General features: G+C 36.5%; 21 protein-coding genes. 14 read left to right on the forward strand and 7 right to left on the reverse strand.

Translation table 11 applies throughout. The features are described 5' to 3' along the window. Nucleotides 1-2: 2 nt before the first annotated feature. From OO712_RS02890 to OO712_RS02905, 4 genes are read left to right on the forward strand one after another with little or no spacing between them, the layout of a single operon-like run. Nucleotides 3-395: a hypothetical protein gene (locus OO712_RS02890; RefSeq protein WP_146195986.1), complete on the forward strand. Its 393-nt coding sequence runs from the start codon at nucleotides 3-5 to the stop codon at nucleotides 393-395. 3 nt (nucleotides 396-398) lie between these two features. After that, nucleotides 399-1073 (forward strand): hypothetical protein, encoded by a 675-nt coding sequence (locus tag OO712_RS02895; protein WP_109876723.1) that lies wholly within the window; start codon nucleotides 399-401, stop codon nucleotides 1071-1073. After that, the gene (locus OO712_RS02900; protein ID WP_109876722.1) at nucleotides 1070-2158 is read left to right on the forward strand and encodes a hypothetical protein; all 1089 of its coding nucleotides are present in this window, start codon (nucleotides 1070-1072) and stop codon (nucleotides 2156-2158) included. The genes OO712_RS02895 and OO712_RS02900 overlap by 4 nt, the downstream gene beginning before the upstream one ends. Then, nucleotides 2148-2462 carry a WING-49 domain-containing protein gene (locus OO712_RS02905; protein WP_146195985.1) on the forward strand — a complete coding sequence of 105 codons (315 nt, stop codon included), beginning with the start codon at nucleotides 2148-2150 and terminating at the stop codon, nucleotides 2460-2462. The genes OO712_RS02900 and OO712_RS02905 overlap by 11 nt, the downstream gene beginning before the upstream one ends. Before the next feature lie 58 nt (nucleotides 2463-2520). On the opposite strand, the gene OO712_RS02910 is transcribed toward OO712_RS02905, so the two are convergent. Continuing rightward, nucleotides 2521-3492 (reverse strand): WING-49 domain-containing protein, encoded by a 972-nt coding sequence (locus tag OO712_RS02910; protein WP_109876720.1) that lies wholly within the window; start codon nucleotides 3490-3492, stop codon nucleotides 2521-2523. Between the two features lie 115 nt (nucleotides 3493-3607). On the opposite strand from OO712_RS02910, the gene OO712_RS02915 reads away from it, so the two are divergent. The 4 genes from OO712_RS02915 (at nucleotide 3608) to OO712_RS02930 (ending at nucleotide 6770) form a co-directional block, all read left to right on the forward strand. Beyond that, nucleotides 3608-4180: a PEFG-CTERM sorting domain-containing protein gene (locus tag OO712_RS02915; RefSeq protein ID WP_109876719.1), complete on the forward strand. Its 573-nt coding sequence runs from the start codon at nucleotides 3608-3610 to the stop codon at nucleotides 4178-4180. A gap of 321 nt (nucleotides 4181-4501) precedes the next feature. Continuing rightward, a complete protein-coding gene (locus OO712_RS02920) occupies nucleotides 4502-5320 on the forward strand; it encodes an aspartate dehydrogenase (RefSeq protein ID WP_109876718.1) in 819 nt (272 codons plus the stop codon). A gap of 92 nt (nucleotides 5321-5412) precedes the next feature. Next, the gene (gene nadA / locus OO712_RS02925; RefSeq protein WP_109876717.1) at nucleotides 5413-6369 is read left to right on the forward strand and encodes a quinolinate synthase NadA; all 957 of its coding nucleotides are present in this window, start codon (nucleotides 5413-5415) and stop codon (nucleotides 6367-6369) included. A 5-nt stretch (nucleotides 6370-6374) separates the two neighbouring features. Beyond that, a complete protein-coding gene (locus OO712_RS02930) occupies nucleotides 6375-6770 on the forward strand; it encodes a tetratricopeptide repeat protein (RefSeq protein ID WP_109876716.1) in 396 nt (131 codons plus the stop codon). Here the strand turns inward: OO712_RS02930 and nadC are convergent. From nadC to OO712_RS02945, 3 genes are read right to left on the reverse strand one after another with little or no spacing between them, the layout of a single operon-like run. Further along, a complete protein-coding gene (nadC, locus tag OO712_RS02935; RefSeq protein WP_109876715.1) occupies nucleotides 6767-7585 on the reverse strand; it encodes a carboxylating nicotinate-nucleotide diphosphorylase in 819 nt (272 codons plus the stop codon). The genes OO712_RS02930 and nadC overlap by 4 nt on opposite strands. A 43-nt stretch (nucleotides 7586-7628) precedes the next feature. After that, the gene (spt4, locus tag OO712_RS02940) at nucleotides 7629-7817 is read right to left on the reverse strand and encodes a transcription elongation factor subunit Spt4 (RefSeq protein WP_109876714.1); all 189 of its coding nucleotides are present in this window, start codon (nucleotides 7815-7817) and stop codon (nucleotides 7629-7631) included. 1 nt (nucleotide 7818) lies between these two features. Continuing rightward, complete coding sequence (locus OO712_RS02945; protein ID WP_109876900.1) at nucleotides 7819-8415, reverse strand: DNA-directed RNA polymerase; 597 nt, start codon at nucleotides 8413-8415, stop codon at nucleotides 7819-7821. A 166-nt stretch (nucleotides 8416-8581) separates the two neighbouring features. Between OO712_RS02945 and OO712_RS02950 the strand changes: the two genes are divergently transcribed. From OO712_RS02950 to OO712_RS02965, 4 genes are all read left to right on the forward strand, one after another. Beyond that, nucleotides 8582-9694 (forward strand): Mrp/NBP35 family ATP-binding protein, encoded by a 1113-nt coding sequence (locus tag OO712_RS02950; protein WP_109876713.1) that lies wholly within the window; start codon nucleotides 8582-8584, stop codon nucleotides 9692-9694. 41 nt (nucleotides 9695-9735) lie between these two features. Further along, entirely contained in the window at nucleotides 9736-10200 is a 465-nt protein-coding gene (locus tag OO712_RS02955; protein ID WP_109876899.1) for a GTP-dependent dephospho-CoA kinase family protein, read from the forward strand. 153 nt (nucleotides 10201-10353) lie between these two features. Continuing rightward, on the forward strand, nucleotides 10354-10731 hold the full coding sequence (locus tag OO712_RS02960) for a hypothetical protein (RefSeq protein WP_109876712.1): 378 nt from the start codon (nucleotides 10354-10356) through the stop codon (nucleotides 10729-10731). A 35-nt stretch (nucleotides 10732-10766) separates the two neighbouring features. Next, the gene (locus tag OO712_RS02965; protein WP_109876898.1) at nucleotides 10767-12806 is read left to right on the forward strand and encodes a sodium-translocating pyrophosphatase; all 2040 of its coding nucleotides are present in this window, start codon (nucleotides 10767-10769) and stop codon (nucleotides 12804-12806) included. Here the strand turns inward: OO712_RS02965 and OO712_RS02970 are convergent. Both OO712_RS02970 and OO712_RS02975 read right to left on the reverse strand, forming a co-directional pair. Further along, the gene (locus tag OO712_RS02970) at nucleotides 12803-12985 is read right to left on the reverse strand and encodes a hypothetical protein (RefSeq protein WP_109876711.1); all 183 of its coding nucleotides are present in this window, start codon (nucleotides 12983-12985) and stop codon (nucleotides 12803-12805) included. The two genes, OO712_RS02965 and OO712_RS02970, sit on opposite strands and share 4 nt — an antisense overlap. Before the next feature lie 54 nt (nucleotides 12986-13039). After that, entirely contained in the window at nucleotides 13040-13297 is a 258-nt protein-coding gene (locus tag OO712_RS02975; protein WP_109876710.1) for a DUF2024 family protein, read from the reverse strand. Nucleotides 13298-13963: 666 nt separating this feature from the next. Between OO712_RS02975 and OO712_RS02980 the strand changes: the two genes are divergently transcribed. Next, nucleotides 13964-14401, forward strand: coding sequence for a hypothetical protein (locus OO712_RS02980; RefSeq protein WP_109876709.1), 438 nt, complete (start codon nucleotides 13964-13966; stop codon nucleotides 14399-14401). 43 nt (nucleotides 14402-14444) lie between these two features. Then, nucleotides 14445-15251, forward strand: coding sequence for a helix-turn-helix transcriptional regulator (locus OO712_RS02985; RefSeq protein ID WP_109876708.1), 807 nt, complete (start codon nucleotides 14445-14447; stop codon nucleotides 15249-15251). 136 nt (nucleotides 15252-15387) lie between these two features. Here the strand turns inward: OO712_RS02985 and OO712_RS02990 are convergent, their stop codons facing one another. Beyond that, nucleotides 15388-15522, reverse strand: coding sequence for a hypothetical protein (locus OO712_RS02990; protein ID WP_263970064.1), 135 nt, complete (start codon nucleotides 15520-15522; stop codon nucleotides 15388-15390). Nucleotides 15523-15726 lie beyond the last annotated feature (204 nt).

The following is a 15726-nucleotide window of genomic DNA, read 5'->3' on the forward strand; positions in this document are numbered from 1 at the left end:
AAATGAAAACTAGAAATCTAATAATTACTGGAATTCTGGGAGTTGTCTTGTCATTTTTTGTGATTACTGGTTTTTTGGTGTTTGTTGTAGCTCCACTTAACAATCAACAAATTACTGATTACCAGTCAAATGAACTAGTAAAACAATTCCATGAAACCTATCCACAATCTGGAATGACTACAATGTCTGGCACATTGTTTGAAGACCACATTAGTTTCACTTATTTTAAAAATGCAAGATATGTTTCGTTGACTTTTAGTGATGGTATGGATGGTCAAAAAATTACTTACAAATGTGAAAGAATTATCTCATCTCAGGAACCTGTTGAGATATTCTACTTTGAAGAGCCAACCATTCAAACCATCAAAGATAATGTATGTGGAGAATATGATTAGAAAATGAAACTAGAGCATGCAATAATAATATCTGTTGGAGTTTTGGTTGGTACATCTGGATTGTTGATTTCCATTGAACCAAACACAATCCCGCATTGGGAAGCACTGCTTGCCATCAAGCAATTCCATGACCTTGGATGTGATAAGGAATGCAAATTGAAATGGGAATCAGATGGATTTGCTTGTGTCAAAACTACAGAAAATGAACATGTTTGCAGACCCCCTAGAGAAATTTTTTATCCAGACCGAGAAGTGCAGGTGCGTACTGCATTTCCATCTGAATATGGCGAGTTTTTGTATTTTCCAGACGGTCTCACAACTGATGATGGGAGACTCTTTGATATTCACAAAGTTGATTTGATCAATCATGACACTAAGCAAATCAGAATAGAATTTGCAAATCACAACACAAGCCCACCAGAACTTCAGTTTGAATACTATGCAAATCTTGTTCAGGGACAAACATTTGTGTCGCATTGTACTGGAACTGATAGAAAAATGGGTCATGTGGTCGAATATCTTGATACATTTGAGATTGATGGACAAACATACATAGAGTTTTGGGGAAGTCATGTAAAGATGCCTGATGCACTGCTTCCATGTCAGATGCCTGAGCTAATTGAGCATTCAATTCCATATGATCTGAGTCTAGGAATACAATTTGAGGAATATAGTTGAAAACTAGATTTTTAACATTAATTGTAGGTCTTGTCATTGCATCATCAATTTCATTTGTGGTTCTTTGGAATGCGCTTGAAGAATGCGATGAGCAATGCGAGCTTGAAAAAAGACGAATTGAAGCTGGCAGACCAAACATTGGAGTGTTGGAATTGCCAAAAAAACAAGAACCTGTTGAAGACATCACCGTGATGAGACCAAACAGCATGGAGTTTTTCTACTATCCAAACCCAGAAGATACTGAAAATAGGGATGTCTTTCAGAAATTCATTTTGATTCGTCTTCCAGAAGCACTGGGAGGTACAGTGGATGACGTCTCTGCATTCAGAGCGTATAGTGCATTATCTGTAGGTGTTCATTGCCAGATAAAATACTGGCCAGATGATGGTCGTCAAAGAATGGAGGATCCTTGCTGGGGAAGTATGTATCGACCAACTGATGGCGCAATGATGTATCCGTATCCTGTGATGAATGATTCTCCTTTGGGTTTGCCATATCTTGATCTGTCCATTGATGAGAACGGCTCTCTGTATGTAGAGCCGCCTGTCTGGACCATGCAGGAAAATGGTGTCATTGGAGTTGGACGCATCATGTCTATGCAAGAAATTCGTCAGGGCTCTCAAATTCTAATTGACTCGTACAAGAAAACAAACCCCAATCATCCAATGATTCCCGTGGACTTTGCAGGGCTTGTCTTGGCAGAAATCCATCCTGATCATAACAATGTGAATGCAAGATATACTGATTTTGCATCATCATCCTACCAAAATATCTCCTTTGAGGTAAGAAACGTATCTGCACAAGATCAAAAGTCTTTTTTGAATGTTGCAAAACCAAATTCAGAGTTTTGGCAGATTAATGACACAATAATTAGAATTGGAGGCAGTGCAATGGATAAAAACAGCAGTCTACCCGAAAGCTTTCGCGATTATAACGTTGAATTTATTCTAGATGGATTTACGTTTGTCATTACAGGACCGGATCTGAATTCCATAAAAACATCCATAGTTTCAAACTATTTCCCAGAGAATAACTATGATGACTTGTTTTTGGTTTCAAGTACGGTGATGGAAAATGAAAACTAGATTCTTGATCATTATCAGTTTAGTCATTATGGGAACTATTCCGTTTGGTACATTTCCAAAATCCTTTTCCGCATGTATTTTTGATGAAGATGCTGGAAGATATTTAGAACCGTGTCGTGGTCTTCCCATGCCCCCACCTCTATCATTAAAACAACAAATTGCAGATAACGTATCAATGTTTGAAATTAAATGTCCAAATCCAGAACATGTTCTTACTCAAAGACCAAATAGCAGTTTAGCATGTGTTTTTCCAGAAACACAGGAAAAATTAAACTGGCAAATTGTCTATTATATCATAAAATGATTTGTGTAGTTGTTGGTGTCGTTTTAGTTTGGGAAAGAGGCATTGGTGCTTTTTGAATTTATCCGATTCTTCCCTTGAGAATAATCTTCTCATCTGTTCCAGAAGGTGTAGACCTGTCGATGTATCTGATTTCATAGCTGTCCCCAATGTGGATAACTTTGCCATCTAACTCTCTTGGAATCTTGATCTTCACCTCAAATGTGCTTGTATTGGGGCCTGTCTCAATCAAATAGCTGGAGTTTGCGTCAAATCTTGGATTTGCCAAAGTGGTTCTGATTCCTCCATCCCCTCTATATTCAAGAGAACTTAGTGGGATTTTGTCTTCATCTTTGGAATCCCTATTTGCATCAGGCTCGTAAATTCTTACGGTAAATTCATGGCCAATTCGCGAACCTCCTCCAGACGATTCTACTTTGGCAAACGTCTTTGTTAAAGGAACTGACTTGACCAAAATCCTTTGTTCTCCTGAATAGTCTGATTCATCCAAGTATTTTATCAAGACAATATCGTCTTGACTCAGCGGTCTTCCATTTATTGTGTCTGGCAGTTCCAATCTGATGTAGAACTCACCGGTGTTCGGTCCTGTCTCAATCATGTTTTTTGGACCCTCTATTGGAATTCCGTTAATGGTAAATTCAAACAATCCCTGAATGGGAACAACCTCTATTCCACTATGTGCCGTATTCAGGTCCTGATCAGTGATGTAGAAATTCACTATTGACATGCTTGATGCAGGGACTGTCTGCATCTCTTTTTCTGATGCCGTAACTGATTGGATGTCTTTTTGCAAATCTGAAAAATTTATCGGAATCAATAACATTCCTGCTTTTTTCATTCTCTCTGCAGTATCTGGTTTTACACAGGCGGCATCTCCGTTTGTTCTGATTACTCGTTCTAATCCTGCTTTACACATCACGTCTGCAGCTGAAACTCCTCGCTCCATCTGTTTTCTAGGAGATTCCACGTCTCCGTATGATGGTTGAATCATAAGAAACACACTGCAAATAATTGCTGCATAAACCAAATTCATTAATATTTTTTGAATTTCTTTACATAAATAATTTGATAACAAGTTGTACTCTTCCGAAAACCACATCTGAGAATTTGCCGTTTTGTTATATCTGGTAAAATCTATTGATCTTTGAATGATCCGTCTTGCATTCCTGCTTCTTTTGATTGTTCCTACCAACTATGCATTTGCAGAACACATCTTCAACCCTGAGGCATATGCCCAATATCTTGATATCTCTCAGTTGGAATCTGAAAAAATTACATTTGATTTTGATGGAAAATCCTATGACATTTACTATGGCTTTCACGGAAGTCTTGATGCCATGGGATCCGATGATCCCCTTCCAACATTGCATTCTATGAACATCAACGAGGAAAGAAAATCAATTGAAATTATCATGGAAGACGTCCCTGAAAAAACAGATTTTTGGATAAGAACGCCTCAAGACGTTCTTTACGCGGAAGGTGAAAAATTTACAGTTCTGGTTGATGGCGTCGATACTGGATATGACTTGATGAAATTTCCAAATGATTACGTGGTTGGATTTATCCTTTCAGAAAATACTACACATATTGAAGTCATTGGAACCAGAGTGATTCCTGAATTTGGAGGATTGGCAATCTTGATTCTTGCAATATCCGTAACGGGAATAATTTACGTTATACGAAAGAATCCCGTTCTTAATGGTTGGACTAGAATCAATTAAGTGATCATCGATTTCAAACTAATCTATATCCTTAAGTTAAAGATCCTTATGATGTGTATCCGTAGTTAATTGAAAAACAAGTTCTTTACAAAAAGAACGATTCTGTTATTATTGACAGGTGTCGGTCTTGTGTTATTTTGGAGAGGAATTTGGGAAGTTTCTGCGGAGTATTTTTCTGAATATGTTAGTCTGATTGTTGGTTTGATAATTTTAATAGGCATAGCAATCTATCAAAAAAGACAAATTTTTCAGTTTTTTGGCAGTGGGAAATAATACCTAAAATTTATTGATTAATTAAGTGACTCTTTCTAGTGTTATTAATTGAAAAGAATAGGTCTGTTGGGTTGTGGTGCAATTGGAACTCAGATTGCTCTTGCAATTGACACAGGTAAAATTCCAGGCGTTCTGACTCACATTTATGATAACTCAAAATATGCTGCCACTGAACTTGCATCAAAATTAAACAACAAGCCCTTGATTGTTGAAAATTCGCATCTCTTGTCTTCAAACCCAATTGACATTATTGTGGAAGCTGCATCCCAGGACGCAGTAAAAGATGTTGCATTAAGCGTATTGCAAAACAAGCGTGATTTGATGATCATGAGTGTTGGTGCGTTATTGGATGAATCAATTTATGATGTTTTATCAGATGCGTGCAATCATTTTAAAAAAACCATCTATCTTCCATCTGGCGCAATTGCAGGATTGGATGGCTTAAAATCAGTCAAAGATGAATTAGAGTCCGTATCCATCACAACAACCAAACATCCACGTTCCCTAAAAGGTGCAAAGTTTTTTGAAACTTCGGACATCAATTTAGACGCAATTGACTCATCAACAATAATTTTTGAAGGAACTGCCAAAGAAGCTGTGTCTATGTTTCCTGCAAACATCAATGTCGCTGCTCTTTTATCCTTGTGTGGAATAGGAAGTGAAAAAACAATTGTAAAAATAATTGCAGACCCTAATACTGACAAAAACACACATCACATTGAAGCTAAAGGAAAATTTGGAAAAATGACCTTTACAATTGAAAATTTCCCTGATCCTAATAATCCAAAAACCAGCAGGTTGGCAATTTTGTCTGCAATTGAAACTCTGAGAAAATACTGCTCTGATGATATTCAGATTGGCACCTAATGTGGCAATAATTGCCACATTAGCTATATTTTCAGAGAATTATGGTCTACTTCCCATTCTTTAAATTCTCACAAACTCAAATTTCGTGGTCTATGTTAGTCCAACAGTCATCCCAACTCAAAGATGAGATTTTGAGACTCAAGAAGGAAAAAAACGTGGTAATTTTGGCTCACAATTACCAAATTCCTGACGTACAGGATGTTGCAGACTTTGTTGGTGACTCTCTGGGCCTATCACGACAAGCAGCAAATGTGGATCAACAAACAATTCTGTTTTGTGGCGTAAATTTTATGGCCGAAACCGCGGCAATAATCAGTCCTGACAAAAAAGTACTGCTTCCTGATTTAGATGCTGGATGTTCCTTGTCTGATTCTATCACTGTTGATGAACTGCGTAACTGGAAAAACCAACATCCAAATGCTATTGCAGTAGGATATGTCAATACCACTGCAGAGATCAAAGCGGAGCTTGACTATTGCTGTACTTCTTCGAATGCCGTTAATGTGGTAAAGTCCATTCCTGAAGAAAAAGAGATTTTGTTTCTGCCTGACATGTTTCTTGGATCTTATGTAGCAAAAATGACCGGGAGAAAAAATATGCATATTTGGGCAGGCGAATGCCATGTACATGCAGGTATCAGGCCTGAAGATGTATCTGAAAAACTAGACTCTATGAAGGATGCCGAATTTATCATTCATCCAGAATGCAGTTGTACAACACCCATGATGTATGACGTTGCAGACGGAAGCTTTGATGACAAAAAAGTCTCAATTCTTTCAACCGAAGGGATGCTGAATCATGTAAACAAATCAAAATCAAAAAACTTTGTCGTTGCAACTGAAACTGGTATTTTGTATAGGATGAGACAGCAAAATCCTGGAAAAACATTCGTTCCTGCATCTGAGAAAGCTGAATGTCAATACATGAAGATGATTACTCTTGAAAAAGTACATGATGCACTAGTTAATGAAAAAAATATCGTCACTGTTCCAAAAGATATTGCAGATAAGGCTCGCTTAGCAATTAACAGAATGCTTGAAATCAGCTAAACTATGTGATAATTTTGGTTGGATTGTTCACCCCAAAAGATCCTCAAAAGAAAAAAAATATTGAAAAACTAAAAGAGATCAAAAAATTAGTTAAAGAAAAAAAATATGTCGCTGCATTAAAATCCGGCACAGAATATCTGCACAAAGTTCCACATCATCATGATCTTTTGTTTACTTTGGGTGGCATTTACTATTTGCAAAAAAAGTACAAGACTGCAATAACTTATTTTGAGCGAGCACTTGAAATCGGCTCTTATGATATTGAAGTTTTATTATTAAAAGCATATTCTCACCAAAAATTGGGCGAAAACAAAAGATCTATTCAATGCTGTGAAAAAATTCAAGAAATTAACCCTAAAAACAAAGCAGTTATTGCATTATTGGAAGAACTGAATCATTAAATTTCTAAACTCACATCAATTCCTTTAACCGAATTAGTGATGCTTCCAACAGATATGATGTCCACCCCTGTTTTTCCATACTTTGCAATGTTTTTGGAATTGATTCCGCCTGATGCCTCCAGCATTACTTTGTTTCGCAGTTTTTGATTTTTTAGCTCTTGAACTGTCTTCTTGATTTGTACTGGTGAGAAATTATCTAACATGATTATTGCTGCTCCCTCTTTTGCTGCAAGAATCGCATCAAAAGTATTTTCAACCTCGACCTCAAATTTCTTGTATTTTTTCTTTGTTTTTTTAATTAATGATTCCAATGATCCCTCAATTGCAATGTGATTGTCTTTTATCATCACCATCTCATCTAGTCTGAGTCTGTGTTTTTTGCCTCCTCCAATCTCTACTGCTTCTTTATCAAAATATCTAAGTCCTGGGGCTGTCTTTCTTGTTGCATACAATTTTACATTTTTTGGAATCTTCTTTACAAGATCATTTGTTTGAGTTGCAATTCCACTCATCCTTGTAATGAGATTTAACACCGTTCTTTCACACGCTAGAATTTTGCCCGCATCTCCTGAAATGATCATTATTGCTTGATTGGGCTTGATTTTTGAGCCGTCTTTTCTCAGAATTTTTGCATTACATCCCTTTAATCTGAAAATCTCTTTCGCATGCGATGCGCCCCCTATCACGGCATTCTCCCTTGAAATTATTTTGGCTGTGATCTTTTTCTTTGATAAAAGAGAGCTTGTGATGTCTCCTGTGCCAATGTCTTCTGCAAGAAACTGTGACAATTGTTTTTTAGAATTAAATGACAACATTACTGTTAAAACGCTAATGTGATTTTAAAGATTTAGAAATTTTTTATGTTACTTTGATTGCATACTTGCCCTTTTGGGTGATGCCTAGAGTTTTTGAAATCTCTGAATTAGTTGGATCAACTACCAGCACTATTCCACTCCAATCCGGAGTCAAATCTGATGATTTACAACCAGGACAGACTTTGCCTGTGGTAACAAACTTGCATTTTCTGCATGCCATCTCTCGTGCCATTTTAACTTGCCTCTACTTCAGCTTCTTTTGCTGGTTTGTCAGAACCGCCACCAGCTTTCTTTATCTCTTCTGCAATCCAATCATCTGCACCGAGGAATGGCTGTCTGCAAGTAATTCCAATCTTGCCCATTGCGGCAGCTTTGCCTAATGATACTGCAGTAATTCTTGCACGCAGTGTAGAGCCAACTTTTAGTGTTCTTCCACTTTGATTAGCTAAAATCATTCCAGATTTTACATCACTCTTTAGGTAATCATCCATAACTTGTGATAAATGAAGCAATGCATCAGTTGGACCGATTCTTACAAATGCTCCAAAGTCTGTAATGTCTACAATTTCTCCCTGAACAATCTCTTGTAATTTTGGATAAAACGTCAATGCCTCAAATTGAACTTTATGGAATGTTCCGCCGTCACCTGCAATCATTTTTCCCATTTCATCAACTTTGGCATCTAAAATCATGATGATGTACCCTAAATCTGCATTAATCATACTCTCGTACTTTTCTTTGAGTATGTTCACTGCTGCCTTTTTGAGTGTGGTTCCAAACAAGCTAGGTGGAATCCTAACAACATCAACTAGGGTGGATATAGAAAACAACTGTGTATTTTGCTTGAATTTCAATTTATGAATGTTTAGGTATTTTAGGCTTGAATTTCCAAAGATTTTGCTAATTTTTCAAATAAATGACAATTTTTTTGTAATCTAACTTATAGATGCAAGCTGTAGTTCACGTTTAAATAAAGTGAACTGACTTTTTGACACAATGGTGGGGATAGATCAAGTTCTTGAAAAACTTAGCACTGTCATTGATCCTGATTTGAAAAAAGACATTGTATCAATGGGAATGATTAAAGATCTGGAACTAAATGACGGTGATTTGAAATTTACTTTAGAATTAACAACTCCTGCATGTCCATTCAATGTCGAAATTGAGGATGATGTAAGAAAGGTAATTGGCGAAATAACTGATTTGAAAAATTTTGATTTGAAGGTAACGGCCAAAGTAATGGAAGGTCGTTCACTTGATGCTGATACTGGAATGGCAACTGTCAAAAATATCATTGGCGTTGCAAGTGGAAAGGGTGGAGTTGGAAAATCAACTGTTTCTCTGAATTTAGCATTAGCTTTATCCGAATCAGGAGCTAAAGTTGGATTGCTAGATGCTGATATCTATGGTCCTAGCATTCCGTTGATGTTGGGAATGAAGGATGGATTCATGGAAGTAGAAGACAACAAACTCCAACCTGCAGACTCTAATGGATTGAAAGTTGTTTCTTTTGGTTTCTTTGCGGACCAGTCCAACCAAGCAGCAATCTATCGTGGTCCAATCATTTCTGGAATCCTGAAACAATTTTTGGTTGATACTAATTGGTCTGATTTAGATTATCTTATTGTAGATCTCCCACCAGGCACTGGTGACATTCCCCTAACTCTTGCACAAACAATTCCTATTACTGGAATTCTTGTTGTTACTACTCCACAAGATGTTGCAAGCAACGTTGCAGTCAAAGCCGTATCCATGTTTGAAAAACTAAACGTTCCAATCATCGGCGTAGTTGAAAACATGAGTTACTTTGTCTGTCCAAATTGCAATGACAAACATTACATCTTTGGTGAAGGCGGTGCAAAGAAAATTAGCGAACAATTCAACATGCCTTTCCTTGGTGAGATTCCATTAAACTCTGGAATCATGGCAGGTTCTGATTTGGGAAAACCAATTATGATTACAAGTCCTGATTCTCCAAGTGCACTGGCTTTTAGAAAGAGCGCAAAAAATATTGCAGCACAATGCAGTATTCTTGCAGCAAAGTTACAAGATGAGATGGCCTCTGAAAGTTCCAGTGAAGAGTCATCTCCTGAGGCAAGTACTGTCTAGTCACGATTAATGTGAAATTACCTGAATCTCTAAGAGACCAATTGAAAGTTCCTTTAGGATTACTTTTACCTGAAAGCCAAGCTGACAAAACAAATATTCAAAAACATCTTACAGAGAATTCCTACATTATCACTGTTGGTGATAGAACAACTGAAAAAATGATTGAGTTTGGTCTGATTCCTTCTCTGCAAATAATTGACAATTTGGAAAAGAGAGCAAAACGAAAACCTCCAAAGTTGGAATCTGCAATTGAATTGACAGTTGATAATCCTCCTGCAGAAATCACATCAAACAGTATGGATGTAATTAAGAAAGCCTTTGCAATGAAACCTCCGATACGATTAACTGTAAACGGTGAAGAAGATCTTCTGGTCTTGCCAGTCTGTATTTATGCTCCTGAAAATGCAACTGTTCTGTATGGTCAACCAAACGAAGGACTAGTTATAGTCACGATTACCCCAGAAATTAGAAATAAAGCACAATCATTACTTGATTCAATGGAATAATTGGGGTATGATGAGACGGTGGCTGTATGATTGATGATTACTCTACTAAACCTTCTGACCCTATTAATTCATATTTTTAAAGAATCAAAATACACCAAACTTCTCACAACAATTGACATTTCAAGATAAACGCATATTGTTGTAGAAAAAATTATGAAACTTGATCCCGAACTACGATTACAAATATTAGAAAAAGTTGGAATCTATTCAAACCGTTTCTCTATTCCAGAACCTAGAATTCTATTATCCACAAAAGAAGTTCTTGATGCACCAAAGGAAATGACTGAGGGCAGACGTACATCTGCATACAAGTATTATGGGGTATCTTATCTTCAGCATAATTTGGTATTCATAAATGTGAGAAAAATTCCTGATGAGAAAACTCTTGAAAACACTCTTGTCCATGAATTAATCCATATGAGATTTCCATATCTTGCTCATGGCAAGAGATTCAACAAATTAGTAAGACAAGGACTTGGAGGCAAAACATTTTTGCCTTATAGAAAAAGAAACAAGATCTCTGCTATTTGATTTATATTTCCAGACTTTGGCAAGCTGAGTATAACATGGAAATATCGGGGATTCTGCCTTTTGCTGCCGGCATTGCATCATTTTTAGTCGCTGGAGGTTTGGTTGCATGGATTTCCAAACAACAAACAGGAACAAAAGAAATGATGGATATCTCCAATGCTGTCAAAGAAGGCGCAGCGGCATTTCTGAAAAGAGAGATGAAAATTATCGTTCCTGTTGCTATAGGATTATCAGTAATTATTGGTGCTTTTCTTCAACCTTCAAACGGATTGGCATTTGCAGTGGGTGCTACCTTGTCTGCAGTTGCCGGAGTTATTTCATTAAAAATCACAGTAAAAGCGGCAGTTAGAGCTGCCCATCTAAGTAGCAGTGGACTAGGAAAAACATTTGCCATGGCGTTTAGAGGCGGTGCTACAGTTGGTCTAGCAGTTCCTGCAATGGCTCTTTTAGCAATTACCGGTCTTTATGTAATATTTCCAGACCCAATCACAATTGCAGGTGTTGGTATTGGCGCAAGTCTCATAGCACTGTTCATTAGAATTGGCGGTGGTATTTTCACAAAAGCCGCAGATATGGGTGCCGACTTGGTTGGAAAAGTTGAAGCAAATATTCCTGAAGATGATCCACGAAATCCTGCAACAATTGCAGATAATGTAGGAGATAATGTGGGAGATGCCGCTGGAATGGGTTCTGATGTTTATGAATCTTATATTGTCACAATTCTTGCAGCGTTACTTATTGCAGCATTAATTGGTGCACCAAACTTTTTCCTTTATCCAATTTTGATTGGTTCTTCAGGAATGATTGCATCTATCATTGGTGTTGTAATTGTTGGCTCCAAGAATATTACTGATGTAATGAAACCGCTTAGCCGTTCATTTTATGTATCTGCAGCTATTGCTATTGCATTAAACTTTGTATTCATTACACAATTCATTGATGATTCCTCAACAGCCTATGCCCTGTTCGGCTCTACTGTAATTGGCGTAATTCTAGTTCCAATCATACAAAAAATCACTGATTTCTATACAAGTTACAAACAAAGTCCTGTAAAAGAAATTGCAGATTCTGCAAAATGGGGATATGCGTCATTAACATTGATGGGCATTATCAAAGGAATGCAATCTACAGGACCATTTATGATTGCACTAGTTGTAGCGATTATTCTATCTTATAGCATTGCTTCTGCAGCGGCTCCTGAAGGCGCAGACCCAGTATTGTATGGAATTTTTGGAACCTCTTTGACTGCAATGGCAATGCTGAGTCTTGCTGGAATTGTTCTAAGTATTGATGCATTTGGACCAATTGCAGATAATGCTGGTGGAATTGTAGAGATGACTGGAATGGGCGAGGAAAATCGTAAAGTCACTGATGAAATTGATGCAGTTGGAAATACCACAAAGGCAGTTACAAAGGGATTTGCCATTGCCAGTGCTGCATTAGCTGCATTAGCTATGATCCAAGCATTCCAATTTGAAGCATCTCACATCTTTGCCGGTATTTTGGTATTGGATTATAGTTTAACAAATCCGGCAATCATAGTTGGATTGTTAATTGGTGGTTTGATTCCATTTATAATTACAGGCCAACTCATTAACGGAGTATCAAGGGCTGCAGGAAAAATGGTTGATGAAGTAAGAAGACAATTCAAAGCTGATTCTGGAATTCTTGCTGGAACATCAAAACCTGATTATGCTAAATGTGTAGACATAGCAACTGTTGCATCAATTAAAGAACTCTGGAAACCCGCAATTGTCGCAATTCTTGCACCAATAATTTTGGGAATCTTGTTAGGTCCAACTGCCGTAGCAGGATTGTTGATGGGTGCTGTTGTAACTGGAATCCTCTTAGCATATCACTTGGCAAATACTGGTGGTGCATGGGATAATGCAAAGAAACTGGTAGAAATGAGAGGGGAAAAAGGTTCTGAAATCCATAAAGTTGCAGTAGTTGGAGACATCATTGGTGATCCTTACAAAGACACTGCGGGACCTGCACTAAACACTGTAATCAAATTACTTAACACAATTGCTATAGTCTTTGTGTCTGCATTTGTTGCAATTCTTGCAATCTAATCTTCCACAATCAATGTCATATCTAATTCGTCAATTTGAGCTTGAATTGCCTTTTGCAAAGTTATACTGTGCGTATCACAGAATTTGAAATAATTATCTGATGTTTGAAAACATCCACAAATCCATTTGGTTTTCTTGTCTCCTTCAACAGTCCACTTTGAATACTTGTGTTCAGACATGTTATTTCTAAAACGATTAATCTAAAAAAGTCTTGTAGAAAAAGGAAAAAATGTTTAAGGACAGCCTTCCATCTTTTGGATAAAGTAGCCTTTCTCCTTAATTGCCTGCTCTACAGGCTCTGGTGCACCTTGTGAATGGCAGAATTGACATTCGTTTGTAGTCATCTCTGCTTGTCCTTCACCTATTGATTCTAACCACTCTTTACCATATGTTATGGCTTTATCATGATCTTTTTCACCAGTGATTACATCAAAGTGCATGGTATGACCATCTGCTGCTTTGACATAAGTGTCGTATACGTGAATTTCCATATAATCAATTAAAAAAAGGGATATTTAATTCAAAATACCCCTACAGGCGAGATATATTTATCACTAATTCTATACTTGTATAACATGCAGAGAATGCACTAAAACTTGTATCACTATGAACACCTATAATTACGGTGTCAGATTGTTTTGCAAATAAAATTGCCTTATCTAATCCTCTACGAGGATTTTTTGATCATCCAAACAAACCATAATTTTCTTGTTTCCCATCAGAATAAAACACAAGTTTTCTATTTATTCTCAAAGTCGATTGTTAATTTTGAGAATAGACTGTTTATCAAAATTTAAAATTAAAAATCTCTCTCAATGAGATCCTCTGGCAGATGAAGATTTGATAAAAAATTGTAGAGTAAATAGAACCAAGACGGATAATTCTCACTCAGCTGCGATTATGAAGATACAGCTATTATTGATACCTCAACTAATGAACCACCACAACAAATCATACGTATGGAAACATGTCCAAAATGCTCAAACCAAATAATGGTTAGTGATACAAATATTTCAGTACATGCTGAACAACCCTGGAAAAAAGTACAGGCAAAAATCTGTTCTGATTGTAACTTTGTGGAGTTAATCCACAATTAATTTTTTGGTGATACAAATGTTGAAAAATAAAGTAAAAACAATATTGGATCAAAAGATACTGTGGAATATAGCCGACAAAAAGACGGAGTGTGTGTAAAAATGACTTGTGACATCACCAATGTAGATTTTCAAAATATTTGCAAATCTATTTCTGCTTTGGAACATGATATCTACTTTGTGGGATTGATTAATGATAATGGAAGATTAGTAGAGTATGTGAAAAAACAAAACATATTGATAGATGACTTGGAAAAAGATGGGTTAATCATGCTATGTATGCAAACCAGACTGTATGCCTCTATGCAAAGCGATCATAACAAGCACTTTGGAAGATTTGGTTATTCTATAATTGAACGAGAAAAAACCACTCTACTGACAATTCCAACTGTATATGGAACCGTACTTGTTATAACATCAAACCAGGTCGATTCAAAAACACTAGCCAAGCAAATATCGCAAGTTGCCTATCGTGACTGCTTTGCAAAGATTCTAAATTAGAATATCAAGAAGATTTAGATTCAACGCGTGTGCAAAAACCAATATGCGAAAGAGCTACACCAATGCTAGTAGTGATTTTTTGGACCTTGCAAGTGAGCAGAGGTTAGACATCCTCTTTCACTTGATGCAAGAAAAATCAAAGGTTTCTCCAATGGCCAAGAAACTTGATTCCACGGTTCAAGAGGTTCATAGGAATTTTGAGCGTCTTGCAAAATCAGGTTTTATCGAAAAAGATGTGGAAGGATATTACCATCTTACAGTGTATGGGAGTACAGTTTGCACACAGATTCCTACAATGATCTTTTTTTCAAATAACCGAAAATATTTTCAAGAGCATGATTTTGGAAACCTTCCTGCAAAATTCATAGAGCGAATCGGTGCATTATCTACTGGAGTATATGTTAAAGGATTTACCAAAGTAATGGAAAAATGGAAGTCGATATATAAAAATGCCAATGAATACATCTATGAATTACACTCAGAAGTATCAAATGATCTAATAGAACCATTGATAAAAAAAGCAAGAGATGACAAAGTAAAGATAAATTATATTCTTTCAGAATCTTGCATAGTTCCAAAAGGCAGAAAAAGAACATTGGAAAAATTTGGGTTTAATCAATTATTAGAAAATGGAATCATTGAAAGAAAAATGTCAAAGGATGTATTGGTGGTTGTAGCACTTAATGAAAAAGAAGCATGCATATCATTTCCTAACAGAAATGGCGATGCAAATATAGGATTTGCATTTTATGGAAACGATGTTAGATTTCATGAATGGTGTCTTGATTATTTCCGATATTGCTGGTACAACTCTGGATCATTTCGAGAAAGTAAATTAAAAGAAGAATAGTCTTAAATTCATTCCAGGGGAAACTCTGATCCGCAGTCTGGACATTTCCCTCTGATACCTTTGTATCCTTTATGATAATATTGGATAATTTTTCCATTACATACAAAACAGATTATTTGAGACAAAACAGAAAACCCTACAATAATGCAACCATCAAAATTATTGCAGTAATTGCAATTACATGAAACATGTAAAATGCTTTTTTATGTCTAGGTATTTTGTAAAAGCCTTGTTTTTTCTTTTGTTTAATTTCCTGAATCAAGTTATTCATACTGTATAATGTGTGAATCGCGATGATATGTTCAATTCAACAAATATTGTGATAATTAAGCTAGACTTGATACTTTTGTTAATAATTGATTGTTGCTTACTGTATGTATTATGAGCAGTTTCAAAAAATGCCTTCACTGCGGAAGAGAATTTATTAGTAGATTTGAAAATATATGTTCGACAAAATGTGCAAAAGAGATCTCGT

Source organism: Nitrosopumilus zosterae (assembly GCF_025998175.1).
Lineage (GTDB): Archaea > Thermoproteota > Nitrososphaeria > Nitrososphaerales > Nitrosopumilaceae > Nitrosopumilus > Nitrosopumilus zosterae.